The sequence below is a fragment of the Tsukamurella sp. 8F genome (assembly GCF_029167375.1).
In the GTDB taxonomy this organism is placed as follows: Bacteria; Actinomycetota; Actinomycetes; order Mycobacteriales; family Mycobacteriaceae; genus Tsukamurella.
In genome coordinates this window covers 1-26,001 of the sequence record NZ_JARFTP010000012.1, presented here as the reverse complement: position 1 = coordinate 26,001, position 26,001 = coordinate 1, and the positions used below count along the sequence as shown (strand labels likewise).

Below are 26,001 nucleotides of genomic sequence, written 5' to 3'. Positions count from 1 at the left end.
GTTCACCGTGTCACTATCGACTCGTGGTTACAGGTTCCGGCCCGCAGTACGTCGCGGCGATCGATCAAGGTACGAGCTCCACCCGATGCATCATCTTCGACCGGAACGCGGGGATCGTCGCCTCCGAGCAACGCGAACACGACCAGATACTCCCACGGAACGGGTGGGTGGAGCACGACGCCACGCAGATATGGCTCAACACCCGCAAGGTCACGGCGGACGCCCTCGCCACTGCGGACCTGCGTCCATCCGATATCGCGGCCCTGGGCATCACCAACCAACGCGAGACAGTGGTCGTGTGGGATCGGGCCACCGGCGAGCCGATCCACAACGCGATCGTCTGGCAGGACACGCGCACGGCGGACCTGTGCACGAGCCTCGCGGACGGCGACCCGGACCGGTTCCGCTCGTCGTGCGGGTTGCCGCTTTCGACGTACTTCGCGGGCCCGAAGATCCGGTGGATCCTCGACAACGTCCCCGGGGCGCGGGAGCGCGCGGAGGCGGGTGAGCTGTGTGCAGGGACCATCGACTCGTGGCTCATGTGGAATCTCACCGACGACGGCGGCCCGGGCCGCCCCATGCACGTCACGGACATCACGAACGCCTCGCGCACAATGCTCATGCGGCTGTCCGACGGCGCGTGGGACGCCGAGACGTGCGCGGCGATGGGCGTACCGATGGCGATGCTGCCCGAGATCCGTTCCAGCGCCGAGGTCTACGGCGACGTGCGCGCCACCGGGGTGCTGGCGGGCGTACCGATCGCGGGCATCCTCGGGGACCAGCAGGCGGCGATGTTCGGGCAGGCGGCGCTGGACGAGGGAGCGGCCAAGAACACCTACGGCACCGGCAACTTCCTCCTCGTCAACACGGGCGAGCGGCCGGTGTTCTCTGAGCACGGACTGCTCACCACGGTCTGCTACCGGCTGGGCGACGGGCCCACGGTGTACGCGCTCGAAGGCTCTGTGGCGGTGAGCGGTTCACTCGTGCAGTGGCTGCGGGACAACTTGGGCATCATCTCGTCGGCGCCGGAGGTGGAGACGCTCGCGCGCGACGTGCCCGACAACGGCGGCGTGTACGTGGTCCCGGCGTTCTCGGGGCTGTTCGCACCGCGCTGGCGTCCCGACGCGCGCGGGGTCGTGGTCGGGCTCACGAGGTTCGCGGACAAGCGGCACATCGCGCGAGCATCACTGGAGGCCACCGCATTCCAGTCACGCGAAGTGATCGAGGCGATGAACGCCGACAGCGGCATCCCGCTGTCCGAGCTGCGCGTGGACGGCGGGATGGTCGTCAACGACACCCTCATGCAGTTCCAGGCGGACGTCCTGGGGGTACCGGTCGTCCGTCCGCGCATCATCGAGACGACGGCCCTGGGCGCGGCGTACGCGGCGGGCTACGCAACGCGATTCTGGACCCTCGACGAGATCCGTTCGGGCTGGGCAGAGGACCGACGGTGGCTGCCCGCCATGACTTCCGAAGACCGAGAGCGTCTCTACGCGGATTGGAACCGCGCCGTGGAGCGCACGCTCGACTGGGCCTGATGCGCCGTCACAGCGAGCCCCGGGCCAGCTTCCACTCGTCGGGTCGATTCGCGATGAATCGGGTCATGAGGTCGGCGCAACGCTCGTCGTTGAACAGCGTGACCTGCACCCCGGCATCCGAAAGCCATTCGTGCACACCGGCGTACGTGCGAGTCTCCCCCACCACGACGTGACCGATCCCGTACTGCCGGATCAGGCCCGCGCAGTACCAGCACGGGCTGAGTGTGGACACCATGGTCATGGACGGATAGTCGTGCTGCCGACCGGCTCTGCGGAACGCGTCCGTACACGCGTGCACGGACGGATCGTCCTCCTGCACCTGCCTGTTGTGGCCGCGTCCCAGCGCCGTTCCGTCGGCAGCGAAGAGCGCTGCACCAACCGGAATGCCGCCCTCACCGAAGCCGACGCGAGCCTCGTTCAACGCGACCTCGAGCATCAGTTCCACCTTCATGCGCAGACCTTACGCCCGCACCCGCAGCCGCGCAGCGCTCCGCGCGGGCTCAGGCCAGGTCGTCCTGGCGCATCAGCTGGCGGGCGGCCTCGGTGACGGAGCCCGAGAGGGAGGGGTAGACCGACAGCGTCTGCGCCACGTCGTCCACGGTGATCGCGTTCTGCACCGCGAGCGCGATCGGCAGGATCAGCTCGGATGCGTTGGGCGCCACCACGACACCGCCGATGACGACGCCGGTATTGGGACGGCAGAAGACCTTCACGAAACCGCGCTTGTTGCCGCTCATCTTGGCGCGCGGATTGGTGGCGAGCGGCAGCATGACGGTGCGCGCCTGGAAAACGCCGTTGTCGATCGCCACCTGCGACACGCCGACGGTGGCGATCTCCGGACGCGTGAAGATGGCCGATGACACCGTCTTCAGCTTGATGGGCGAGACCCCTTCGCCCAGAGCGTGATACATCGCGATGCGACCTTGCATGGCGGCCACCGAAGCGAGCGGCAGCACCCCGGTGCAGTCGCCGGCCGCGTAGATGCCGGGCACCTTGGTACGGGATACGCGGTCCACGGGGATGTAGCCGCGTCCGTCGACCTCCAGCCCGACCTCCTCGAGCCCGATCCCGGACGTGTTGGGCACCGAGCCGACCGTCATGAGACAGTGCGAGCCGGTGACGGTACGGCCGTCTGTCAGGGTGACGACGACGCCGTCGTCGGTGCGGTCCACGGCAGCGGCGTACGACTTCTTCATCAGCGTGACGCCGCGGTCGACGAGGGCGTCCTCGAGCACGAGCGCTGCATCCTCGTCCTCACCGGGCAGGACGCGATCGCGCGAGCTCACGAGGGTGACCTTGATGCCCAACTCGGTGTAGGCGTGGACGAACTCGGCGCCCGTGACGCCCGAACCCACCACGACGAGGTGCGTGGGCAACTCCTCGAGGTCGTACAGCTGGCGCCACGTCAAGATGCGCTCCCCGTCGGGCCGGGCGGTGTCCATCACCCGCGGGGACGCGCCCGTCGCGACCAGCACGACGTCGGCGTCGAGAGTGATCTCTCCGCCGGTCGGCGTGGTGACGTGTACCTTGTGCTGCGCCATGCCCGCGTCGGCCGCGGCAAGCGACGCTGTGCCGGTGAGGATGCGGACACCCTCCTCGACCAGCCGGGAACGGATGTCCGCAGACTGCGCGGCCGCGAGGTTCTTGACGCGGCCGTGGATCTGGGCGACGTCGATCCGGACCGTGTCGAACTGTAGGTCGATCCCCAGGTCGACGGCCCGGCGCGTCTCGGTCCGGATCCCGGTCGACGCGATGAAGGTCTTGGACGGTACGCAGTCGTACAGAACGCACGCGCCGCCGATACCGTCGGCCTCCACGACGGTGACGTCCCCACCGTGCGCCACCGCCACCAGGGCCGCCTCGTATCCCGCCGGTCCGCCGCCCATGATCACGATGTTGGTCATGGTTTGAAACGGTAACGCGTCGCGGCGCCCGGGGCCGCGGTAAGGGTTGCCACGCCGCGCGGCGCGGGCGGCTACAGTCTCGGGTGTGCCGATTTACGCCGCTTATGGATCCAACATGCATCCCGACCAGATGGCGGAGCGCGCACCCCACTCTCCCATGTCCGGTACCGGGTGGTTGCGTGGGTGGCGGCTGACCTTCGGCGGCGGCGACATCGGCTGGGAGGGCGCGCTGGCCACCGTCACCGAGGACCTCGACGACCCGGAGGCCAAGGTCTTCGTGGTGCTCTACGACGTCACCAACGAGGACGAGCGGTCCCTCGACCGCTGGGAGGGCTCCGAACTCGGGATCCACGTCAAGGTGAAGGCGCGGGTCGACCTCGTGGGCGGCGGTTCGACCCTCGCGTGGCTGTATGTGCTCGACGCGTTCGAGGGCGGCCTACCCTCGGCGCGCTACCTGGGCGTGATGGCCGACGCCGCGGAGATCGCCGGCGCACCCGACGACTACGTCCTGGCGCTGCGGACGCGCGAGTCCCGCAACGTCGGCCCCGGGCCCGGCGCCTCGGCGGACTAGCGCGGGCCGGATCCCGTTCAGCCGAGTTCCGAACCGCTCTCGAAGACGATGCCGTAGAGGATCCGCACACCGGTCTCCAGCGCGCGCTCGTCCGCGATGAAATCGGGTTGGTGGATGTCGTGCTGCGGCCCCTCGCCGGGCCAGACGCCGAGCCTGGCCATCGCTCCGGGCACATCCTCCAGGTACCACGAGAAGTCCTCGCCACCGCCGGACTGCGGGGTGTCGGTGACGCCTTCCGGGTCGAACGCCCGGGCCGCGGCGGCGATCGTGGCCGTGGCGGCCTCGTCGTTGATCACCGGCGGCACCCCGCGCGTGTAGTTGACCTCGTACTTCAGTCGCAATGGGCCGAGCATGCCGTCGACCGCCTCGCGGACCAGGGGCTCGAGGATCTCCCACACATGGTGCTCGCCGGTACGGACGGTACCGTTCAGCCGCCCGATCTGGGGTATCGCATTGGGCGCGGAGCCGCCGTTCGCGGCGCCCCACACCATCACGGTGCCGGACCGCGGGTCGATCCGCCTCGACAGCACACCGGGCAGCCCGACGATGACGGTCCCGAGCCCGTAGATGAGGTCCGACGTCAGGTGCGGGCGCGACGTGTGGCCGCCGGCCGAGTGCAGCACGACCTCCAGGTGATCGGCGGCAGACGTGATCGGCCCGCTACGGACGCCGACCTTTCCCACCTCGATCCGCGGATCACAATGCAGCGCGAAGATCTTCGAGACCCCGTCGAGCACGCCATCGCGCACGGCCGACAACGCGCCGCCGGGCATGACCTCCTCTGCGGGCTGGAACACGAGTCGCACGCCGATCGGCAGCTCGGGCACCGTGGCCAGCGCGAGGCCGGTGCCGAGCAGGATCGAGGTATGCAGGTCGTGGCCGCACGCATGCGAGACGCCCGCGGAGGTCGACGCGAACGGCAGCCCCGTGTCCTCGTGGATCGGCAGGGCGTCCATATCGGCGCGCAGCGCGATCCGCGGGCCTTCGGACGGTCCGAGGTCGCACACGAGCCCGGTCGTCGAGAGGCGACGAGGATGCAGGCCGGCCGCAGTGAGCGCCTCGAACACCAGCTCCGTGGTGCGCCGCTCCTGCCACGAAAGCTCTGGGTGGGCGTGGACGTCGCGCCGGAACTCGCGGAGCCACTCTCCCTTTCGCGTCAGCCAGTCGTCGACGTGCGCGATGTACTTCACGCCTCTCCTCCGTTTCCTCGATCGATCAGCCGCCGCCGCTGGTCGGGGTCGGAGGCCGCCGCCGCGAACGCGGTGGCCAGGGCGAGCGCACCGTCGGTCACAGCGAGGTCGGCGGACGGCCCCGCGGCCGCGTCGGCGAACTCGGGCTGGTGGGTCACCGCGCCGCCGGCCTCCAACCCGATCAGGGGGTGGATCGACGGGATCGCGTGCGACACGTTCCCCATGTCGGTGCTGCCGACGGGATGCCGCACCTCGTCGGCAGCCGGGACGGGTTCCCGGCCCAGCGAGACCACGGCGGCGCGGTACGCATCCGTCAGCCACGGGTCGGGCACGAGTTCGGTGTAGAGCGGGGAGACCTCGTGCACGCGGTGTGTGCACCCCGTCGCGACGGCTCCGGCCGCGAAGCAGGCCTCCGCGCGCTCCCGCAGGCGCGTAACCGAGTCTGCGCTGTCGGCGCGCAGGTAGTAGAGCAGCTCGGCCGCGCCGGGGACGATGTTCGGCGCCTCGCCGCCGCTGGACACGATGCCGTGCAGCTGCTGTCCGGGCTCGAGATGCTGCCGCAACAACCCGATCGCGACCTGTGCGATGGTCACAGCATCGCCCGCGTTGCGCCCGAGATGCGGTGCGGCCGATGCGTGCGACCGCCGGCCCATGTACTCGACCGCCAGGTCCGCAAGGGCGAACGATCGCGCGCCCGCCACGTCGAATGGCCCCGGGTGCACCATGCCCGCACAGGCGAGGCCGTCGAACGCGCCGCGCTGGAGCATCAGCACCTTGCCGCCGCCGCTCTCCTCGGCGGGCGTGCCGTACACCTCGACGGTTATCCCCAGCTCGTCGGCGACGGACGCGAGAGCGAGCCCCGCCCCCACGGCGGCCGCCGCGATGACATTGTGGCCGCACGCGTGCCCGATCCCGGGCAGGGCGTCGTACTCGGCGAACACCCCGACACGCATGTCTCCGGATCCGGCGGTCGCGACGAACGCCGTGTCGAGGCCCACGATGCCTCGGGTCACCTCGAAACCGCCGGCAGCCAGAGCGTCGGCGACGAGCGCCGCCGAACGGTGTTCGGCGAACGCGAGTTCCGGGTGTGCGTGTAGGTCGTGGCTCAGCGCCAGCAGATCGGCCTCGTGCTCGGCCACGACCCCCGCCAGGGGACCGGCCATGTCAGCCGAAGGACATCGGCGCGGGCGGCGTCGCGAGGTCGGCGAGCAGCGGCGCGTGCAGCGCGGTCTTGATCTTGCGCAGCGTCGGGCCGTCGGCACCGGCGTTCCCGCGGGCCTGAGTGACGGCGGCGTGCAGCAGTTCCCCGGCCTCGGCGACCGCCGCCACGATGCCCGCGTCCTGCGCGTCGGGGCCGCCGTAGCGGCGCGCGGTGGTCATCGCCTCGACCGCGGTCTGGTAGGGCATCCGCGTGCGCAGCAGCGACGCCATACCGACGGTGAAGCTCATCTTCAGACCAAGCTCCGGCAGGCACCAGAAGCCGCGGTCGGAGCGCATCACGGCCGCGTCGCAGGACAGGGCCAGCATCGCGCCGGCTCCGAACGCGTGGCCGTTCACGGCGGCGATAGTGGTCATCGGCATGGTCAGCAGGCGGCTGTAGAGCCTGTGCACGGTGTCGAGGTACTGCGGCAGCTCGTCGAGGTGCGCCGCGATGTGGCCCACGTCGAGGCCGTTGCTGAAGAACTTGCCCGTCGCCGTCACGACGAGGGCGCCGGGCGTGCGCGCGGCCTGCGCCTCCACCTCGTCGAGCTGCGCCTCGACGGCGTCGATCCACTCCGGTGTGAAGCGGTTCTCGGGGTTGGTCGCGGACAACTCCACGCCCTCATCGCCGAGGTAGAGGATGAAGACGTCGTCGTCGCGCACGAGATAGGGCATGGCGACAACCATAACGGTTACGCGATATAGCATCGGGCACCATGGTCGACGATCGGACGGCGCGGGACACCGGACTCGAGGACCCCGCGGCGGCCGCGGCGGAGGCGGCGGACGCGCTACTGACGCGGGCCGCGGGTCAGGGATTCGACGGCGACGCGGTCGACGTGGCCGTCGTCCTCGGTTCCGGCTGGGCGCCCGCGGCGGACGCGCTGCTCGCGCGGGGTCGCCTGGCGGCGACGGTGCCTATGGCGGAGCTGCCGTCGTTCGCTCCGCCCACCGCGGCGGGGCACCGCGGAGTCGCCTACGTGGCACACGTCGGCGACTCGCGCGTGCTGGTGCTGCTGGGCCGCACCCACGCCTACGAGGGGCACGACCTGTCCCGCGTGGTGCACCCGGTCCGGACCGCGTGCGCGGCCGGGGCGAGGACGGTGATCCTCACGAACGCCGCGGGCGGTCTACGGGACGACATGTCGGTGGGCCAGCCCGTGCTCATCTCGGATCATCTCAACCTCACGGCGCGGTCGCCGCTACGCGGCGCGCAGTTCGTCGATCTCGTCGACGCCTACTCCCCCGCCCTGCGCGAGGCAGCGCGACACGTGGACCCGTCGCTCGCCGAGGGCGTGTACGCAGGCCTGCCTGGCCCGCACTACGAGACGCCCGCGGAGATCCGCATGCTACGGACGCTCGGCGCGGACCTGGTCGGCATGTCGACGGTCCATGAGACGATCGCCGCCCGCGCGGAAGGAGCTGCGGTACTTGGGGTCTCGCTGGTGACGAACCTTGCGGCCGGGATCACGGGCGAGCCACTGGACCATGAGGAGGTGCTCGCCGCAGGCCGCGCTGCGGCCGAGCGCATGGGCGGTCTGCTCGCCGATGTGGTGGCGGGATCGTCATGACCGGCGCCGGGAGCGGAGCGAGCGGGCCGAACGTCACCGGCGCCGGGAGCGGAGCGAGCGGGCCGAACGTCACCGGCGCCGGGAGCGGAGCGAGCGGGCCGAACGTCACCGGCGCCGGGAGCGGAGCGAGCGGGCCGAACGTAACCGGCGCCGGGAGCGGAACGAACGTCGCCGCGGAGGACGTGCGCGCCTGGATCGATGGTGACCCGGACCCTGTTACGCGCGCCGAGGTAGCCGCTCTGTCCGCCGATGATATCGTCGAGAGATTCTCCACCCCACTGACTTTCGGTACAGCCGGCCTGCGTGGCCCGGTCCGCGGCGGACCCGCCGGGATGAACGTGGCGACAGTGACGCGGGCGACCTGGGCGGTCGGTTCGTGGCTCTCGGCAAGATGCCTGGGTGGTTCGGCAGTGGTGGTCGGCCGGGATGCGCGGCACGGTTCGGAGGAGTTCTTCGCGGCGGCCACCGAGGTCTTGGCAGCGCAGGGTTTCTCGGTGATAGCCCTGCCGGATCCGGCACCGACGCCGTACGTCGCGTTCGCGACACGGCATTTCGACGCCGCCGCGGGTATCCAGATCACGGCCTCGCACAACCCACCTGCCGACAACGGATACAAGGTGTACGTGTCGGGTGGGCCGCAGCTGACCGCGCCGGCGGACCGCGAGATCGAGGCGCTGATCGCCTCTGCGCCCCCGGCTTCCGCGATCTCGCGGACTCCCGTGGTGTCGGATGAACGAGCACTCGCGCTGGCGGACCTGTATCTGGATCGCGCAGCGTCGCGGGCCGGGGACGGGCCGCGCGACCTACGGATCGCACTGACGCCTATGCACGGCGTCGGCGGCGCCCCCGCCGTCGAGGCGTTGCAGCGCAGCGGTTTCACCGATGTACACCTCGTGGACGAGCAGTTCGCACCCGACGGTGCCTTCCCGACGGTATCGTTCCCCAACCCGGAGGAACCCGGCGCGACGGACCTGCTGCTGGCGCTTGCGGAGCGGGTGGACGCCGACATCGCCATCGCACTCGACCCCGATGCCGATCGGTGTGCCATCGGCGCCCGCACGACCTGGCGGGCGAGCGATACCCGCGACCTGGGCGGGTGGAGCATGCTCACCGGCGATCAAGCGGGCGCGCTCCTAGGGGATCACGTGCTGGCATCCTCCGACGCGCGGGATCCACTGGTGGCCACCACGATCGTGAGCTCCGAGCTGCTGGGCGCAATCGCGGCCGGGCGCGGCGCGCGGTGTGCGCGAACGCTCACCGGCTTCAAGAACCTGATGCGCGCGGGTGATGGGCTCGTGTTCGCGTACGAAGAGGCGCTGGGCCTCGCGGTGGATCCGGACGCGGTGCGGGACAAGGACGGCATCTCCGCGGCGGTCGTCGCAGCGGCATACGCGGCGGCATTGAAGTCCCAGGGACGCACCGTGTTCGATGCGCTGGACGATCTCTACGCCCGGCACGGCGTGCATCTCACCGCCCAGGTGTCGCGGCGCGTCACCGACGTGGCTCAGATCGCGAGCCTGATGGCCCGGCTGCGGGCCGACCCGCCGCCGTCGGCGGCCGGTGTCCCGCTCGCCGTCGCGGATCTGCTCACGGCTCGGCCCGCCGCAGACGCCCTGGTGTTCACCGGCGACGGTGTGCGAATCACCGTCCGCCCGTCGGGCACCGAGCCCAAGGCCAAGTTCTACCTCGAGGTGGTCGAGCACGGCTCCGTCTCAGAGGCAAGGAGTTCCGCGCAGAAACGCCTGGACTCCGTGACCGAGGCGGTGCGGGCGTGGTGACATCGGATGTCGTGCCCCGTCACGGCGTTGCGGAACGGTCGCCACTAGCCGAACCACACCCCGTGCTGGACCGGGCCCCGCTGTTCCGGCCCACCGGCCTCTGACACCGCGGCTCCCCGACAGGTGGGGCGCGGCAGCACCCCGAGCGGCGGCTGCCGGTCCAGCCGACCGGGCGCTCCCGCTTGCGGATCTCGCACGATGCTGAATGCTGAATGCATGGCCGACCCGCCTCAGCCCCGCTCGTTCGTATCACGCCGCGTGCACGACGCGCTGCGCACGCAGATCGTCACCGACGGCTTCCCCGACGGGCGTCTGCCGACCGAGGAGGAGCTGCGCGCCGAGTTCCAGGTCTCGCGCGCGGCGGTCCGCGACGTACTCACCCGATTGCAGCAGGAAGGCCTGGTGGTGCGGCTGCGCGGCATCGGCACCATTGCTACGCACCGCCAGGTCACAGTCTCCCTGCAGGAATCGCACGGTGTGTCCGATCCGGCTCCCACCGGCATATTCGACGGAGCCATGCGCACCCGGATCCTGGACTGGGCGGATGCCTCCGCCGACGCCGGGATCGCCCATCGCCTCGGCGTGGAGCCTGGTGACACCGTCCTGCGGGTGGACTACGTCGCCATGCTGAACGAGGCGCCGCTGGGCCTGGCGACCAATTACACGCGCTACCCCCAGGCGGGCCTGTTGCGCCGCGACATGTTCGGCGTCGACTGGTATCGGATGCTGCGGTCCGCCGGCATCGATATCGGCGAGTCGACCTTCCTGTTCGAGGCCTCGCAGGCGGACACCCACGACGCGCGGCTGCTGGGTGTCGCGGAGGGCGAGCCGGTGTTGCTGGGTGAGCAGGTCATCCGCACCGCCGAGGGCGCGGTGTTCGACGTGGCGTTCATCCGCAACCCGGGGCACCGCCTCGCGAATACCTCCAGCTATCGGCGTGCACCGGCGGAACTGGAGCCGGATCCGGCGTAGCGGACGCAGCCGAAGCCCTGACCTGCAGTTTCACCGGCGATCGACGGCGAAACCATCGCGTTACTCCGCAGATGCCGGCGGTAACAACGGCCTCGCACCATGGGGACATGAACGTTGCAGATCAGCGACACCGGCGCCCACCGTGCGGCGCCCGCGTCCCCCGGCGCACGGCCACCCCGGCACGCAGGCAGGAGCCCACCTCGTCGCAGCGGGCGGCCGGCTCTTCTCGCGGTTCCTCGCACGATCACGCGCGCTGGCTCCGGGACGTGTTGCGCAGCGACATACTGGCCGGCCGCACGGGCGACGGTGGAATCCCGCCGGAACCCGAGCTCATGGGGACGCATCACGTCTCGCGCTCGGTGGTCCGGGAGGCACTGGCGCTGCTGCGGAACGAAGGCGTCATCGAACGCATCCCGGGAACCGGAACGTTCGCGGTGGCCGAGCGATTCGCCTACCGAATCACCGAACTCCATGGCGCGGAGGGGCTCTCGGATCGGGGTATCACGAATCAGGTGGTCGCCTGCGAACGCATCCCCATGCCCCGGCTCGTGGCCGCCCGGCTACGCGCGGACACGGGCGACGACTGCCTGCTGCTCGAGTACATCGGTCGTCTCCACGGCTCCGCCATCGGCATCTACACGAACTACATCCGCTTCCCGGAGGCGGAGGCCGTGGCGCGCACCCCGTTCCGGAGCGACTGGTGGACGCTGCTGGCGGACGCCGGCCTACGAGTCGGCGGAACCGACCTGCGGATCGAGAGCCTCCCTGCCGACGACGTCCTGGCCGACACCCTCGGAATCGCCGCGGGGCAGCCGGTACTCGGCGTCGAGCAACTGATCCTCGATCCCGCCGGTGTCCCGTTCGACTACGCGCTGCTCCGCAATCGCGGCGACCGGATCGCTGTGTCCTCCCGTGCCTCCCGCGATCCGCGCGGCGATCGGTCGAGGTGAGACATGCTGGTCTTCGCATGTCGCCGTCTCGGCTTCGCGATCCCCATCCTGCTGGGTGTGGCCGTGGTCGTCTTCCTCACCATCGCGCTGATCCCCGGCGACCCGGTGGCACTCCTGGCCGGCGCCGGCGCTTCCGACCAGACCAAGGCCGCGCTCACCCAGCGGCTCGGGCTCGACCGCGCGCTACCCATCCAGTTCTGGGCCTGGCTCACACATGCGCTGCGCGGCGACTTCGGCATCAGCATCTCGCAGCAGCGGCCGGTCTTCGGGCTGGTGGCCGACGCCTTCGGTAACACGCTGATCCTGGCGCTCTATGCGACGGTCCTGGCCGTCGCACTGGGGCTGCTGCTCGGCGGGGTCGCCGCGCGGTATCCGCGGAGCCTGCCGGGGCGCGTCACGTCGGCACTCAGTTCCGTGTCTCTGTCGGCCCCGCAGTACTCGGTCGCGCTGATCCTCATCGTCTATCTCGCCTTGGCGACAGGGTTCTTTCCGGTATCGGGGATGCACGGCTTCGACGGCGGCGGATTCATCGACCTGATGTGGCACGGCCTCCTGCCCGCCCTGACCGCCGCCCTGGTGCCGGCCGGGGTGATAGCGCGCACCTTCCGGTCGTCCCTGCTGGAGGTGTTGTCGATGGACTTCGTGGAGGCGTTACGGGCCCGCGGCCTACCCGGCCCCCGGATAGCGGCGCACGCCGTGCACAACACGCTGCCCGCGCTGATCACCATGACCGGACTGCAGATCGGCTACCTGCTCGGCGGCGTGGTCTTCGTCGAGACCATCTTCGCCTGGCCCGGCATCGGTCTGCTGCTGTTCCAGTCCATCTCCTCGCGTGATCTCCCCGTCACCCAGGCGGGAGTGCTCGTCTGCGGGGTCGCATTCGTACTCATCAACATCGTCGTCGACATGGCACTGGCGATGATCGATTCCCGAGTGAGGACATCATGACCAGCATCGCCACCGATGAAGGGACGATCGCCCGCGATTCCGCTCCAACGAGCGCGTCCATCGCGCGCACCCGCGTGCGTATCTGGATGCGCCGGATGCCGGTGGCTCTGTGGGGCTACGGAGCGCTCGGGCTGGCCCTGGTAGCACTCGGGATCGTCGGGCCCTACCTGGTATCGGATCCCACGATCGGACAGCTGAGCGAGCGCATGCAGGGGATCGGCGCCAGCGGCCACCCCCTTGGGACGGACGGCCTGGGCCGCGACGTGCTCGACCGGCTCGTCGCCGGGGCCCGGCCCAGCATGACGGCGGCTCTGGTGCCGGTGATCATCGCGGGCATCCTCGGCACCGTACTCGGTATGGCCGCCGGGATGTCCGGTCGCGGAATCCATTCCGCCATCATGCGCACCCTGGACGTGTTCTACGCGTTCCCGGCGGTGCTACTGGCCATCGCCATAGCCACCGCCCTCGGTGCGGGCACGACCAGCACGGTCATCGCGCTGTCGATCGTATTGATCCCACCGGTCGCGAGGATCGCGGAGACCGAGACACTGCGCCTGGCCGGGATGGACTTCATGGAGAGCGCACAGGTCAGCGGGGCCTCGCGGATCGCGATCGCCTATCGCCAGGTCCTGCCGAACGTCGCACCCGCGCTGCTCGTGTACTGCACCAGCCTCGTGGGCCTGGCCCTGGTCTTCGCCGGCGGGCTGTCGTTTCTGGGGCTCGGTGTCGCGCCACCGAAGCCGGAATGGGGCCAGATGGTGGGTGACCAACGGCAGTACCTCTTCTCGCACCCAGCGGCGGCCCTGATCCCCGCGTGCGTCATCTTCGCCGCCTCGTTCGTCTTCAACATGCTCGGCGACGCTCTCAGCGATGCCCTCGATGTACGCCGGAGGATCAGATGACACCACGCCTACAGATATCCGACCTCACGACCACGTTTCGCGGCCACTCCCCGATTCGTGCCGTCCGAGGCGTCAGCCTCTCCGTCGACGCCGGCGAGACACTGGTCCTGTTGGGCGAGAGCGGCAGCGGAAAGTCCGTCACCGCCCGCAGCGTCCTGCGCCTGTACGGGTCGGCTGCCGCGTGCACGGGTTCGGTCACCCTCGACGGGGAGGACCTGCTCACGATGCCGGAGAAGCGGATGCGGACTCTTCGCGGACGCCGCTTAGGGCTCGTCCCCCAGGACCCGACGGCGGCGCTGGATCCCCTGCGCAGCATCGGTTCACAACTGGCCGAGGTGCTCCGCGCCCACCGTCTGACCCGCACTCGTGCCGGCACCCGCGCGCGCTGCGAGGAGCTGCTGACGCTGGTGGGGATCCCGGACGTACCACAGGTGCTGGCCAGCCGACCGCATCAGCTGTCGGGCGGAATGCGGCAGCGGGCGGTGATCGCCATCGCCGTCGCCGGCGAGCCCGACGTGCTGATCGCCGACGAGCCGACGACCGCCCTGGACGTCACAGTCCAGGCGCAGGTGCTGTCCCTGTTCACCTCGCTGCAGCGCCGGATGGGCATGGCCCTGTTGATGGTCACGCACGATGTCGGGGTGGCCGAGGAACTGGACGGGATGGTGGCGGTGATGTATGCCGGTCGTATCGCCGAATCCGGTTCTGCGCGCGACATCCTCACGCATCCTCAACATCCCTACACCGCAGGCCTGCTGTCCTCGCTCCCCACTCCGGGCGTGCCTCGCGGCCGGCTTCCGGTGATCGTGGGCCGTCCGCCGCTCACCGGGGAGCACTCCGCCGGCTGCGCTTTCGCGCCACGCTGCGATCACGCCGTCCACTCCTGCAGGCATGTCGAGCCGGAGCTGGTGGATACAGGAGGCCGCTGGACGGCCTGCCCGGTCGTGGCGCCCGTGAACGGCGAACGCGAGAGGCAGCCGGCATGAGTACCGAATACCTGATGGAGGCACAAGGCATCAGCAAGACGTTCGGCGGCGGCGTACGGGCGGTCAGCAACGTCGACCTCGCGTTGCGCGCCGGCGAGACGCTCGGCATCGTCGGCGAATCCGGCTGCGGCAAGTCGACGACAGTGAAGATGATGCTGCGTCTGCTACAGCCGGACGCCGGACGCGTGTTCTTCGAAGGGCGCGACATCGCCCGCCTTCGGGGGCGCGAACGCAAGGAGTTCCGCCGACGCGTACAGGTGGTTCCGCAGAACCCGCAGACCAGCCTCAATCCCCGCCTGACGGTGTTCGACTCCCTCGCCTTCCATCTACGCGCGCACGGCTTCCCGCGGCGCGCGCGGACCACACGCGTTGCCGAGCTGCTCGATCGCGTCGGGCTCGATCCGTCCTATGCGCAGCGGTATCCGCACCAGATGTCCGGCGGTCAGCTCCAGCGCGCAGCCATAGCCCGTGCACTGTGTAGTGACCCGGATGTGGTGATCTGCGACGAGGCCGTCAGCGCGCTGGACAAGAGCGTGCAGGCCCAGGTGCTCAACCTACTCACCCGGCTGCAATCGGATCTCGGGATCGCCTACCTGTTCATCAGTCACGATCTCGCTGTGGTGCAGCACATCTCCGATCGTGTGGCCGTCATGTACCTCGGGCGGGTAGTGGAGCAGGCCTCGGCGGACGAGCTGTGGCGCGGGCCTCGGCATCCCTACACGGCGGCACTGCTGTCGTCCACACCGGGCCGTGGCCGCGAGCGCGTCGTGCTCGACGGCGAACTGCCCAGCCCCAGCAATCCGCCCAGCGGGTGCGGCTTCCGCACCCGCTGCCCCGTCACTGTCGAAGCCTGCACCCGCGAATGGCCCGATCTGCAGGTCCGTGACAGAGGCCACCTGGCCGCCTGCGTACACCTCGACCCCCAAGCGCTGATGGCTCCCGCCGCCGGCTGAGCGAACGACACCCGCGCATCGCGCCCACCGGCGCGTTGCGTCGATACCCCCTGCCCGAAAGGAGCGTCCGATGATGCGGATCATCCGGCCACGTGCCGTCCTGGCCCTGATCGTCGTGTGCGGCATGCTGGCCTCCTGCGGCGAGAAGGGCGCGCCGGAGCGATCGAATCATCCGGGGACCCTGAGGATCGCGATGACCGCGTCCGACATCCCGTCACTGGACACCACCCTCGCCGGCAATCAGGGATACGAGGGGAACCGGTTCGTCGGCAATCAGCTGTACGACGGTCTCACCCGGTACGACCTCGACCAGTCCACCAGCACCCCTCGCGTGGTGCCGGCGTTGGCACAGTCGTGGGAGCTGTCGCCCACCGGGACCGAATGGATCTTCCACCTGCGGCCGGGGGTCACCTTCACGGACGGCACCCCCTTCGACGCCGACGCCGTGATCTTCAACCTCGATCGCTACATGAATCCTGCAGCGCCACAGTTCAACACGGCGGCATCGGGACGCGCAGCCCTATCGCTGTCCGGCGTTCGGTCGTATCGCAGGATCGATGATCGCACCGTTGCGATCGAGACCAAGGGCGTCTACTCACATCTCCCGGAGGACATGGTGTTCGTCTATATGGCGAGCCCCGCGGCCGTCACCCGGTGGGGTTCAGAGTTCGGCGCCCACCCGGTGGGAACCGGGCCGTTCGTCTACTCGTCGATGCAGCGCGGGCAGCGGCTCACGCTGCGGGCCAATCCGCACTACTGGCGCGGGGCACCGAAGCTGCGGGAGCTCGTCCTGCTGCCCGTCCCCGACGCATCGGCCCGGCTGGCCGCGGTGCGCTCGGGCAGTGTGGACTGGGCGGAGGCTCCCAACCCCGACGACATCGACTGGCTACGGGGCCACGGCTACCAGGTTCTCACCAACGCATACGACCACGTGTGGCCGTGGATCTTCGACGTCACCAAGAAGCCACTCGACGACGTCCGAGTGCGCCGGGCGTTGAACTACGCCATCGATCGACGCGCGATCGCCACCCACCTCCTGGCCGGGACCGCCGACACCGCCGAGCAGGTGGCGCCCCGCGCCAGCCTCGCCTATCGACCAGACGACGATCTCTACGGATACGACCCCGAGAAGGCCAGGCAGTTGCTGGCGCAGGCGGGATACCCCCGAGGCTTCGATATGACGGTGTCATACCCGACGAGCGGCTCGGGCAATATGCAACCGGGCTCGATGAATCAGGCGATGCAGGCCGATCTGGCAGCGGTGGGTGTGCGGGTGCGGCTGAAGCCGATCGAATGGGCGGCGATGCTTACGGCATTCTCCGGCGGCAGTATCCCGGACCATGCCGACGCCATCAACATCTCACTGACCTTCATCCAGGAGGCCTTCTGGGGGTTGCTCTTCGGCACCGGATCGCCGACGAACATCGGCCACTACTCCAACCCTCGGGTCGACGACCTGATCACGCGGTCCACGGCGACGATCGATCCGGCCACCCGCAACAGCCTGTACGGACAGATCTCGGCTCAGGTGACCGCAGACGCCGCCTGGCTGACCGCGTTCAACGACCGCAATCCCCGCGTGCTCGCTCCCGACGTGCACGGCTTCGTCCAACCCAAGTCCTGGTTCCTGGACCTCGTACCCGTCAGCGTGGACTGACCTCGATCCGACCTCCGAAGATCCGTATCACATTGCAAGAGAAGGAGTCACAACATGGATGATCGAACGATCGTAGAGGCACTGCTGCAGATGCACGGGCTGACACCACCTTCCGCGGAGGTGGACCTGCTTGTCGCCGCATACGCGCCGAGCCGCGCCCGCGTGGAGCGACTGTACGCGATGCCCGGGGTCCGGTACGCCGAACCCGCCGTCACCTTCGATCCCCGCCCCTGAAGAGAAAGGTCTCACTCGTGTCGATAGCGACCACCCTGTCCGATGCCGCCGCCGCGCTGGCGGCGGGCACCACCACAAGTACCGAACTCGTCACCGCCGCGATAGCGGTGGCAGATGCCCACGACGAGCAGACCGGGATGTTCCTGTCCCGGTTCACCGATCAGGCCCTCGCGGCTGCAGCCGCGGCGGACGCCGACCGCGCCGCCGGCCGCGAACCGGGGGCACTGGCCGGCATTCCGATCGGAATCAAGGACATCATCACCACCTCGGAGGCGCCGTCCACCGCACAGAGCCTGGTCCTCGACCCGGCATGGAGCCACGGCGACGCCGTCGTCGTGCAACGCCTGCGGGATGCCGGAGCGATCATCCTGGGCAAGCTCACCACCATGGAGTTCGCGATCGGCTCGCCGGACGCCACGAAACCCTTTCCCATTCCGCGTAATCCGTGGAATCTGCAGCACTGGACCGGGGGTTCCAGCTCCGGCTCCGGCAGCGCCGTGGCCGCAGGAGCGGTGCTGGGGGCGCTGGGCACCGATACCGGCGGCAGTATCCGCATCCCCGCCGCATTCTGCGGAATCACCGGACTCATGCCCACCTTCGGCCGGGTACCCAAATCCGGTTGCGTCCCCCTCGGATACAGCCTCGACCACATCGGACCCATGGCCCGCAGCGCCCGCGACTGCGCGACCATGCTCACCGTCCTCGCCGGACACCACCCCAGCGACCACACCGCCATCGACACCCCCACCAGCGACTACACCACCACACTCACCGGCGACCTCACCGGCCTCCGCATCGGCGTCGACCGCCTGGCCCGATATGCGCTCGAGGACGAGGATCCGGCGCTGCCGCGGTTGTGGGACGACGCGATGGATGTGCTGCGCGCTCGCGGAGCCCGGATAGTAGACATCGAGCTGCCGTTCTACGAGGAGATGACCATCGCCGATCTGGTCATCATGTTCGGTGAGGCGCTGGCCTATCACCGCGGCGATCTGCAGACTCGATGGGGCGACTACTTCGCCGCCACACGCACCACCGTCGGATCGGGGATCTTCTACGGCGGAGCCGATTACGTGCAGGCGCAGCGGTGTCGCCGGGTCGGGCAGCAGGCGCTGGCCGAGCTCTACGCCGACGTCGACGTGATAGCAACCCCCACCAGCTCGACCGCCGCGCCCTCCTACGCGGACATGGACGGGTTCGTCGAAGCACTGGCCTCGGGAACCACCGGCGCCATGCACACCGGCTACTGGGACACCACCGGCAACCCGGTGCTCTGCGTACCGATCGGGTTCAACGACGCCGGCCTACCGATGTCGATGCAGCTGGCGGGTCGCCCCTTCGAAGAGGCCACCGTCCTGCGCGTCGGCGACGCCTATCAGGCCGCCTCCGACTGGCATCTGCGGTCTCCCGCGATGACGCCGACGGCCGCAGAGGTCCCGGCATGACGACGGCGGGCACGCGACAGGTATCGACCCTGACCGATGCCGCGGCCGCACTCCATGCCGGCCACCTGACCAGCCTGGAGTTGGTGCAGGACTGCATAGATGTGGCCGATCGACACGATGAGACGTTGGGCGCCTTCATCATCCGCTTCACGGACGAGGCCCTGGCTGCGGCGGCACAGGCGGACGCCGACCGCGCCGCCGGCCGCGAACCGGGGGCACTGGCCGGCATTCCGATCGGAATCAAAGACATCATCACCACCTCGGAGGCGCCGTCCACCGCACAGAGCCTGGTCCTCGACCCGGCATGGAGCCACGGCGACGCCGTCGTCGTGCAACGCCTGCGGGATGCCGGAGCGATCATCCTGGGCAAGCTGACCACCATGGAGTTCGCGTCAGGGCTTCCCGACGCCGCAAGGGACTTCCCCTTACCGCGCAACCCGTGGAACCTCTCGCACTGGCCGGGCGGCTCCAGCTCCGGCACCGGCTCGGGCGTGGCGGCGGGGATGTTCCTCGGCGGCCTCGGCACCGACACGGGCGGCAGTATCCGCATCCCCGCCGCATTCTGCGGAATCACCGGACTCATGCCCACCTTCGGCCGGGTACCCAAATCCGGCTGCGTCCCCCTCGGATACAGCCTCGACCACATCGGCCCCATGGCCCGCAGCGCCCGCGACTGCGCGACCATGCTCACCGTCCTCGCCGGACACCACCCCAGCGACCACACCGCCATCGACACCCCCACCAGCGACTACACCACCGCACTCACCGCCGACCTCACCGGACTCCGCATCGGCGTCGACCTGACGAGCGGGCGCGACACCGCGGACGTGGACCCCGCGCTCGATCCCGCGTTGGACCGGGCGATCGAGGTGCTGCAGAACCGCGGAGCAGAGACCGTGCCGGTGACCCTTCCGCGGTATCGGGAGGTGACGGAGGCGCTGTTCGTCATCAACAACGGTGAGACGCTGGCCTATCACCGCGGAGACGCACGGCGACGTCTCGCCGACTACTCGCCGTCCCTGCGGCTGTCGCTGCCGAGTGCTACGGCCGACAGTGCCGCGGACTACGTTCAGGCACAGCGTGTCCGGCGGGTGGCACACCAGGAGCTCGCGAACCTCTACGCGGATCGGGGGCTCGATCTGATCCTCACCGCCACGGCCTATACCGGCGCCCTCGCCTACGACGAACTCGATATCGGGCTCTCGTGGTTCGACTCGATCAACACGGCCTACTGGGATCCGATGGGCAATCCCGTCGTGTCCGTGCCGATCGGCTTCACGGCCGACCGACTCCCCCTGGCCATGCAGCTCGCGGGCCGCCCGTTCGACGAGGCCACCGTGCTGCGCGCGGCAGACGCCTTCCAGCAGTCCACCGACTGGCACCGAGCCGGTCCCGATCTCTCCCGGGAAGGAGCATCATGACCACCGCCGTCCTGATCATCGACATGCAGAACGGATTCGTCCACCCCCGGGGGTCGCTGCCCTCCGCCGGGCGCGGGCTCCCCTACATGGAGGCCGTGACCGCAGCGAACGTGGCCCTCATCGCCGCCGCACGGGAACGATCGGTGCCGGTGATCTACACGCGGCACGTCTACCGTGCCGATCGGGTGGACCTGCCGCGCATGGTCGCAGACAGCCTGCCCCTGCACCCGCCGGCACTGCTGCGGGGAAGCTGGGACGCCGCGGTGATCGACGAGCTGGCCCCCGAACCCGGCGACACGATCGTCGACAAGAACCGCTACGACGCCTTTCTGTACACCGATCTGGAAGTGGTCCTGCGCGCCAGGGGAATCAGTCGCCTGGTGGTCGGTGGGGTCGTCACCAGCGTGTGCGTGGAGTCGACGGTGCGGTCGGGGCAGCAGCGCGATTTCGACATGTACGTCGCCGCCGACGCGACGTCCGCACCGATAGCCCAGCACCAGCCGGCGCTGGACATGATGGCGACACTGTTCGCCGCCGTGGGACCGGGCTCGCAGATGCTCGAATGGGCGCTCGAGGGTCGGCTACCGACCGTTCCCGTTGCCGCCGGCTGACGCCTTGCTCGCGCGAATCCACGACGTGGATCCGCGACTCCACCTCGTCGACGGCGTGTGACGTCCGATGTCGTGACCCGGTACATTCACGGCCATGGAGAACGGTCCCCGGCAGCCGAACCACACCCCCGTGGTGGTGCTCGCGGTCATCGTGGGACTCCTCATCCTCGCGGGCGCCGTCGCAGCAGCGCTGCTGCTGACACGTGGCGGGCACAGCTCGTCCTCCGCGGCTTCGGCCACCCCGGCACCCGCCGCGGTGAGCGCCGTCGGCGGCACGACCGTGACCGTCTCCGCGGCACCGATGCCCGCGACCGTGACCACGCGGACTACGACCACGGGGAATGTGCAGACGACCAGCGGGAACGCGCCGACCGTGCCCGGCACCGACCGGCAAGGCTTCGTGACCGGTGACGCGCGCTGCCAAGGAATCGACGAGGCGCAGGCCCTGCTGTCGACCTCCGCGTCGCAGGTGGCCATCTGCTCCGGCCCGGGCGGGCTGTACTACCGCGGCTACCGAACGGCCTCGGGCCACGGGATCACGCTCTCCGCGGTGAGCCGCTCGTCGGCGGGCTACGTCGTGCGCGGCAGCGACCACGCCACCGTCTACACGGTCGGACCGGCCGGGCTGCTGATCACGACCCGTGACGGCGTGCAACATCCCGAGGCCGCGTTAGCGTACTGGTCCCGGTAGCTCGGAGCGTTCAGGTCCAGCGCGGCCCGAACTGCCGGTCACCCGCGTCGCCGAGCCCGGGCAGGATATAGGCGTTGGAGTCGAGTTCCCGATCGACGGTGGCGGTCACCAAACGCACCGGATAGCCGGATTCCTCCAGTGCCGCCACACCTTCCGGTGCCGCGACGACGCAGACGGCGGTGACGTCGGTGGCGCCGCGATCGTTCAGCAGTTCCAGGGCCTGCACCATCGAGCCGCCGGTCGCGAGCATGGGGTCGAGCACGAACACGGGGCGGTCCGACAGATCGGCCGGCAGCGACTCGAAGTACGGCTCGGGAATGTGGGTCTCCTCGTTGCGTCCCATCCCGACGAAGCCGACCTGCGACTCCGGGATCATGGCATGCGCCTGATCCACCATGCCGAGGCCGGCGCGGAGCACGGGCACGAGTAGCGGCGGGGCCGCGAGGCGGTGGCCGTCGGTGGTCTCCAGGGGAGTCACCACGGCGACCGTGTCGACCCGGGCACCACGCATCGCCTCGTACACGAGCATCTGGGTCAGTTCCTTGAGCGCGGCCCGGAAGGTGGCGTTGTCCGAACCCCGGTCCCGAAGCGCCGTCAGGCGCACGGCGGCGAGCGGATGGTCGACGACGGTCGTCTGCATGGATCGATACCCTACCGGCGCCGCGCGGCATTCCGGACTGCCAGCCGGGTGCCGGATTCGGCGGAACCGGAGCGGCACCTGGCGCGTCTAATCAGTGCAGGGGTGCTGGGAGGAGGGCGTATGGAGCCGTTTCGGATGGACACGGACGCGGTCGCCGCCGCGGGGACACGGATCGGGGCGCTGGCAGGCGAGACCGCATCCGGGGCTGTGGCGGGTGCGGCCACGATGGGAGCCCTGGCGCCCGTCTTCGGCGTGATCGGCGGCGATTACCTGGCAGCACTGGTCGGCGCGCTGGGATCGACGGACGTCGAGGTGGGAAGGCTCGCCGCCTACTACGCGTCCGCCGGCACGGCGACCGCGCAGTCGGTCGCTGTGGTCGCGGCGTCGGAGACCACCGGGGCCGCGAGCGTGTTCGGAGTGATGGCGTGAGCATCGTCGACGCCCTCGCGACCCCGCTCTATTCGATCCTCGACTCGTTCGGCTCAGGCGACGTGACGGCCGCGGGCATCGACCGGGCGATCGCGACGCTGCGGGAGCAGCTCGAATCGGTCGGCGACCAGACTCGCTCGACCAATGTCACCGTCGGCCACGCCTGGGCCGGCGTCGACGCGGGCGCGGCGCAGCGCTCCCTCGGCAAGGCCGGGACGAGCGCGCAGGCGATGGGCACGCACACCGGGAGACTGCAGACCTCGCTGCAGACGGCTGCCCACGTGGTCGAGCAGGGCCGGACCGAGCTCAGACGCGTAGTCGACTCGTTCGTGCAGCAGGGCGAGGCCGCGAACCCGACCCTGACGAATCCCGCCGGGCTGCTCGCTGTGCTGCGGCTCGCTGCCGAGCACCTACAGCAGGCGTTGCAGGTGCTGGAGAAGACCCGTCAGGCCCTCGACGGCGAGACCGGCGTCGTCGCCGGGCTGGCCCAGCGGACCCCGTCGGCACCCGAGGCGGTGGACGGCACGAGCGGCTCGGCCGGCGCAGCGACGGCGCCCGCATCCGCCGGTACGTCGACGGCGCCCACCCTTGCACAGGGCGCGGGGTCGGCGCTCGGGGCCGGTGGTTCGGGAGCGGGATCCGGCACGGGGACCGGTGGATCGGGCGCATCGGGACTCGGTTCGGCGCTGTCGTCGGTGCCGGATGCGACAGGTGGAGCGGGCTCTGGTCGCTCGTCCGCGCGCCCTCCGAGTGTGAACGCGCAACGGGTAGCGTCACATTCGATCCTCGCCGGCGAGGGTGTAGAGGTGCGGCTACCGGACGGTCGTGTTGTCCGCGCCCCGAACGAGCAGGCGGCCGCCGCGGTGCGGGCCGCCCTGACGCAACTCGGCGTCCCCTACCAATGGGGCGGTACCTCTCCCGGCCAGGGACTCGACTGCAGCGGGCTCACACAGTGGGCGTACCGGCAGGCCGGGATCGAGATCCCGCGGCTCGCACAGGAGCAGCACGTCGGCGCGCAGGTGTCCGCCGACTCGCTGCTCCCCGGCGACCTGGCGGTATGGGACGGGCACGTGGCGATGGTGATCGGCGACGGCCGGATGATCGAGGCCGGGGACCCGGTCCAGATCTCGTCGGTGCGCACCGACAACGTCGGCATGGGTTTCATGGGATTCTTCCGGCCCACCGAGGGACCGGCATGAGATCGCGCACCGGTGGACGACCAGGCTTCCCCACGCGGCCCGACGCGCAACAGCGATCGGGGACGCGTACTCATCACCGTGGCCACCAGAACGACGACCGCCGCGGCCGGCATCCGACGCCGACCGGAGACCCCCTCGACAGAGTTCGATCCGATCTGAGGAGTCGCTGCACAAATCCTCCGTACGCAGGGCGAATCGCGATCAGCGCGCATAGGCTGTCAGCCATGGCAGGCAGGCATGCGCGGCCGGGCTTCGACGACCGACCCGCGCGCGAACCGGGCGCCCACCGCGCTACCGCGACCGGGCATCTCTCGACACAGGGTTACGGTCGGGTAGAGGGTCGCACCGTCGGGACCTGCCAATGCGGCGGGCCCATCGCGCAGGTACGACACACCGCACCCGCCGGGTCGCCGGGCGCGATGACCGATTGGTATCCGCCGGTCTGCTCGGGACCGCACTGCATGATCCGGAAGCTCAGCCTCGAGAGGGCTTTCCTCCGCGCCCCGTGGCCGTGGGGCCGCGATGCCACGGTCGACACCGTCTACCCCGGGGTTCAGACGCAGCTGCTCGGGAGCTGCGACTGTGGCGACATGATCCTGCGGCTGCGCTACATGCGCGATCCCGTGTTCCGGCCCGGCGAGTACACCGCGTGGTTCCCGCCCTTCTGCTCCACTGTCGAGTGCCTGGTCCGGGTACGCAGCGACGAGGCCGGGCACCTCGCCCGCACCGGCCAGTGGAGCGATCCGGCACTCGCAGGTCAGCATCGCGAGGCTGTCACCGCCGTGCACTAGGCTGGCGGCCATGGCGTCTGACATCGTCCCGATCGAGCTCGGCCTCACCGACGGCCCGGTGTACTCCCTATGGGCCCCGCGTTGGCGGGAGGGAGACGACGAATGGGAGGCATTCCTCGGTCTCGAGGACGACCTGTACGGGTTCGGATCCGTTGCGGAACTGGTCGCATTCGTGCGCAGCGGAGCCGACAACGACCTCGATGACCACCCTGCCTGGAGCGGGCTCACCGACCTTCCCGCCGAGGCGTTCACGCCCAAGGACGAGCGCTCGTACGACCTGATCTCGGTGCCCGAGCTGGCCGCCGAGGAGCCGACACCCGAGGTCATCGCCGAGCTCGAGGACACCCTCGAGATCGTGTCGCTGATCGGCGAGGTGTGCGAACTGCTCGACGTCACCAAGTTCTTCAACGGCAACCCGGTGCTGGGGACGGTCCGCATCGGCACCCGCAACTTCGAGGGTCGCGAGGGCCGCGAGATGTGGCACAAGGTCGGCCAGATCATCGCCCGCAAGTGGGACGACGTGGTCGATGCGATCGAGGGCGTTGTCACGGCGCCCAAGGTGCCGCAGGCCACGGTCCAGGTCGCCGAGACCGAACTGGCCGCCGCAGCGGAGACGGCAGCCGAGCTCGCCGCGGGTAAAGCCGACCTCGACGACGACCTGGACGATCTGGACACCGATGACAACGACTCCGACGACGATCTGGACGATGACGGTATCGACGCAGCCGATACCGATTCCGACGAGGACGAGGAGGAGGACGAGGATTACGAGGACGATTCGTTCTGGGGGTCCGTCGGCATCGACCCCGTGAAGGTCGTGACGCGCGACGGCGAGTACTACACCCTGCGCTGCTACCTCGACGATTCGCCGGTGTTCCTCGGAAAGAAGGGCAGGATCTACGTCTTCGACTCGACCTCGGCGTTGGAGCGGTACCTCGCCGACGACAACGACACCGAGCTGTCGAAGGTCTCCACCTATGAGGAGGTACAGGTCGCAGCAACCGACGGCACGCTCGAGGTAGAGGTGCACGACGACAACGTGTATGTGCTGCCCGGCATCGCCGAGGACATCGCCGACGGACCGCGCCGCATAGACCGCGATCAGCTGGACCTCGCCGTCGAGCTGCTGCTGGACGCGGCCGACTTCGCCGACGAGAGCGCCGTCCGCGATGCGCTGCGCCCGACCACGCCGCTCGGCTTCTTCGTGTCCTACGCGCTTGACCCGCAGCCGCGTCGCCTCGCTCCGTCGGAGCCCTTCGAGAACGAGTCCGAGGCGTGGCGCGCGCTCGAGCACGAGTTCGAGGGGCGGCTCGAGAAGCGCTGACCGTCCGGGCTCGACGCCCTCCGAAGTCATCGCCGCGCGGCGACACCCGGTTCCACGTACGCACGAAGAAGGCCCCCCCCCGCGGCGGGGGCGTGT

General features: G+C 69.8%; 26 protein-coding genes. 20 read left to right on the top strand and 6 right to left on the bottom strand.

Annotation, left to right across the window (positions count from 1 at the left end; translation table 11 throughout):
• Positions 1-23 precede the first annotated feature (23 nt).
• Positions 24-1,538 carry a glycerol kinase GlpK gene (gene glpK, locus P0W64_RS11275; RefSeq protein ID WP_275480196.1) on the top strand — a complete coding sequence of 505 codons (1,515 nt, stop codon included), beginning with the start codon at positions 24-26 and terminating at the stop codon, positions 1,536-1,538.
• 7 nt (positions 1,539-1,545) lie between these two features.
• On the opposite strand, the gene P0W64_RS11270 is transcribed toward glpK, so the two are convergent.
• Together P0W64_RS11270 and P0W64_RS11265 are read right to left on the bottom strand one after the other, a co-directional pair.
• Positions 1,546-1,989, bottom strand: a complete 444-nt coding sequence (locus tag P0W64_RS11270) for a nucleoside deaminase (RefSeq protein WP_275480195.1) — start codon at positions 1,987-1,989, stop codon at positions 1,546-1,548.
• A gap of 49 nt (positions 1,990-2,038) precedes the next feature.
• Entirely contained in the window at positions 2,039-3,442 is a 1,404-nt protein-coding gene (locus tag P0W64_RS11265) for an NAD(P)H-quinone dehydrogenase (RefSeq protein ID WP_275480194.1), read from the bottom strand.
• Positions 3,443-3,527: 85 nt separating this feature from the next.
• Between P0W64_RS11265 and P0W64_RS11260 the strand changes: the two genes are divergently transcribed.
• Positions 3,528-4,013: a gamma-glutamylcyclotransferase gene (locus P0W64_RS11260; protein WP_275480193.1), complete on the top strand. Its 486-nt coding sequence runs from the start codon at positions 3,528-3,530 to the stop codon at positions 4,011-4,013.
• Positions 4,014-4,030: 17 nt separating this feature from the next.
• On the opposite strand, the gene P0W64_RS11255 is transcribed toward P0W64_RS11260, so the two are convergent.
• From P0W64_RS11255 to P0W64_RS11245, 3 genes are read right to left on the bottom strand one after another with little or no spacing between them, the layout of a single operon-like run.
• Positions 4,031-5,194: an amidohydrolase gene (locus P0W64_RS11255; RefSeq protein WP_275480312.1), complete on the bottom strand. Its 1,164-nt coding sequence runs from the start codon at positions 5,192-5,194 to the stop codon at positions 4,031-4,033.
• A gap of 5 nt (positions 5,195-5,199) precedes the next feature.
• Positions 5,200-6,366, bottom strand: coding sequence for an amidohydrolase (locus P0W64_RS11250; protein WP_275480192.1), 1,167 nt, complete (start codon positions 6,364-6,366; stop codon positions 5,200-5,202).
• Position 6,367: 1 nt separating this feature from the next.
• The gene (locus tag P0W64_RS11245) at positions 6,368-7,078 is read right to left on the bottom strand and encodes an enoyl-CoA hydratase/isomerase family protein (RefSeq protein WP_275480191.1); all 711 of its coding nucleotides are present in this window, start codon (positions 7,076-7,078) and stop codon (positions 6,368-6,370) included.
• A gap of 41 nt (positions 7,079-7,119) precedes the next feature.
• Here P0W64_RS11245 and P0W64_RS11240 point away from each other — a divergent pair, with 41 nt between their 5' ends.
• The 14 genes from P0W64_RS11240 to P0W64_RS11175 all read left to right on the top strand — a co-directional run bounded on the left by P0W64_RS11240 (position 7,120) and on the right by P0W64_RS11175 (position 21,522).
• The gene (locus P0W64_RS11240; RefSeq protein WP_275480190.1) at positions 7,120-7,974 is read left to right on the top strand and encodes a purine-nucleoside phosphorylase; all 855 of its coding nucleotides are present in this window, start codon (positions 7,120-7,122) and stop codon (positions 7,972-7,974) included.
• Positions 7,971-9,752: a phospho-sugar mutase gene (locus tag P0W64_RS11235; RefSeq protein WP_275480189.1), complete on the top strand. Its 1,782-nt coding sequence runs from the start codon at positions 7,971-7,973 to the stop codon at positions 9,750-9,752. Before P0W64_RS11240 ends, P0W64_RS11235 begins: the two co-directional genes overlap by 4 nt.
• 216 nt (positions 9,753-9,968) lie before the next feature.
• Positions 9,969-10,724, top strand: a complete 756-nt coding sequence (locus P0W64_RS11230) for a GntR family transcriptional regulator (protein ID WP_275480188.1) — start codon at positions 9,969-9,971, stop codon at positions 10,722-10,724.
• Between the two features lie 107 nt (positions 10,725-10,831).
• On the top strand, positions 10,832-11,674 hold the full coding sequence (locus P0W64_RS11225) for a GntR family transcriptional regulator (protein WP_275480187.1): 843 nt from the start codon (positions 10,832-10,834) through the stop codon (positions 11,672-11,674).
• A gap of 3 nt (positions 11,675-11,677) precedes the next feature.
• Positions 11,678-12,622, top strand: coding sequence for an ABC transporter permease (locus P0W64_RS11220; protein ID WP_275480186.1), 945 nt, complete (start codon positions 11,678-11,680; stop codon positions 12,620-12,622).
• Positions 12,619-13,524, top strand: coding sequence for an ABC transporter permease (locus P0W64_RS11215; RefSeq protein WP_275480185.1), 906 nt, complete (start codon positions 12,619-12,621; stop codon positions 13,522-13,524). Before P0W64_RS11220 ends, P0W64_RS11215 begins: the two co-directional genes overlap by 4 nt.
• Positions 13,521-14,510: an ABC transporter ATP-binding protein gene (locus P0W64_RS11210; protein ID WP_275480184.1), complete on the top strand. Its 990-nt coding sequence runs from the start codon at positions 13,521-13,523 to the stop codon at positions 14,508-14,510. The genes P0W64_RS11215 and P0W64_RS11210 overlap by 4 nt, the downstream gene beginning before the upstream one ends.
• The gene (locus P0W64_RS11205) at positions 14,507-15,463 is read left to right on the top strand and encodes an ABC transporter ATP-binding protein (RefSeq protein ID WP_275480183.1); all 957 of its coding nucleotides are present in this window, start codon (positions 14,507-14,509) and stop codon (positions 15,461-15,463) included. Before P0W64_RS11210 ends, P0W64_RS11205 begins: the two co-directional genes overlap by 4 nt.
• Positions 15,464-15,533: 70 nt before the next feature.
• The gene (locus P0W64_RS11200) at positions 15,534-17,120 is read left to right on the top strand and encodes an ABC transporter substrate-binding protein (protein ID WP_275480182.1); all 1,587 of its coding nucleotides are present in this window, start codon (positions 15,534-15,536) and stop codon (positions 17,118-17,120) included.
• Between the two features lie 54 nt (positions 17,121-17,174).
• Entirely contained in the window at positions 17,175-17,354 is a 180-nt protein-coding gene (locus P0W64_RS11195; protein ID WP_275480181.1) for a hypothetical protein, read from the top strand.
• A gap of 17 nt (positions 17,355-17,371) precedes the next feature.
• Positions 17,372-18,799 carry an amidase gene (locus tag P0W64_RS11190; RefSeq protein ID WP_275480180.1) on the top strand — a complete coding sequence of 476 codons (1,428 nt, stop codon included), beginning with the start codon at positions 17,372-17,374 and terminating at the stop codon, positions 18,797-18,799.
• Positions 18,796-20,220 carry an amidase gene (locus P0W64_RS11185; RefSeq protein WP_275480179.1) on the top strand — a complete coding sequence of 475 codons (1,425 nt, stop codon included), beginning with the start codon at positions 18,796-18,798 and terminating at the stop codon, positions 20,218-20,220. Before P0W64_RS11190 ends, P0W64_RS11185 begins: the two co-directional genes overlap by 4 nt.
• Positions 20,217-20,831, top strand: a complete 615-nt coding sequence (locus P0W64_RS11180) for an isochorismatase family cysteine hydrolase (protein ID WP_275480178.1) — start codon at positions 20,217-20,219, stop codon at positions 20,829-20,831. Before P0W64_RS11185 ends, P0W64_RS11180 begins: the two co-directional genes overlap by 4 nt.
• A gap of 94 nt (positions 20,832-20,925) precedes the next feature.
• Positions 20,926-21,522 (top strand): hypothetical protein, encoded by a 597-nt coding sequence (locus P0W64_RS11175; RefSeq protein ID WP_275480177.1) that lies wholly within the window; start codon positions 20,926-20,928, stop codon positions 21,520-21,522.
• Positions 21,523-21,532: 10 nt separating this feature from the next.
• Here the strand turns inward: P0W64_RS11175 and upp are convergent, their stop codons facing one another.
• Positions 21,533-22,162, bottom strand: coding sequence for a uracil phosphoribosyltransferase (upp, locus tag P0W64_RS11170; RefSeq protein ID WP_275480176.1), 630 nt, complete (start codon positions 22,160-22,162; stop codon positions 21,533-21,535).
• A gap of 120 nt (positions 22,163-22,282) precedes the next feature.
• On the opposite strand from upp, the gene P0W64_RS11165 reads away from it, so the two are divergent.
• From P0W64_RS11165 to P0W64_RS11150, 4 genes are all read left to right on the top strand, one after another.
• Positions 22,283-22,591 (top strand): hypothetical protein, encoded by a 309-nt coding sequence (locus P0W64_RS11165; RefSeq protein WP_275480175.1) that lies wholly within the window; start codon positions 22,283-22,285, stop codon positions 22,589-22,591.
• Entirely contained in the window at positions 22,588-23,790 is a 1,203-nt protein-coding gene (locus P0W64_RS11160; RefSeq protein WP_275480174.1) for an NlpC/P60 family protein, read from the top strand. Before P0W64_RS11165 ends, P0W64_RS11160 begins: the two co-directional genes overlap by 4 nt.
• A gap of 224 nt (positions 23,791-24,014) precedes the next feature.
• Positions 24,015-24,581, top strand: a complete 567-nt coding sequence (locus P0W64_RS11155; protein ID WP_275480173.1) for a hypothetical protein — start codon at positions 24,015-24,017, stop codon at positions 24,579-24,581.
• A gap of 10 nt (positions 24,582-24,591) precedes the next feature.
• Positions 24,592-25,905, top strand: a complete 1,314-nt coding sequence (locus tag P0W64_RS11150; protein WP_275480172.1) for a primosomal protein — start codon at positions 24,592-24,594, stop codon at positions 25,903-25,905.
• Positions 25,906-26,001: the final 96 nt, after the last annotated feature.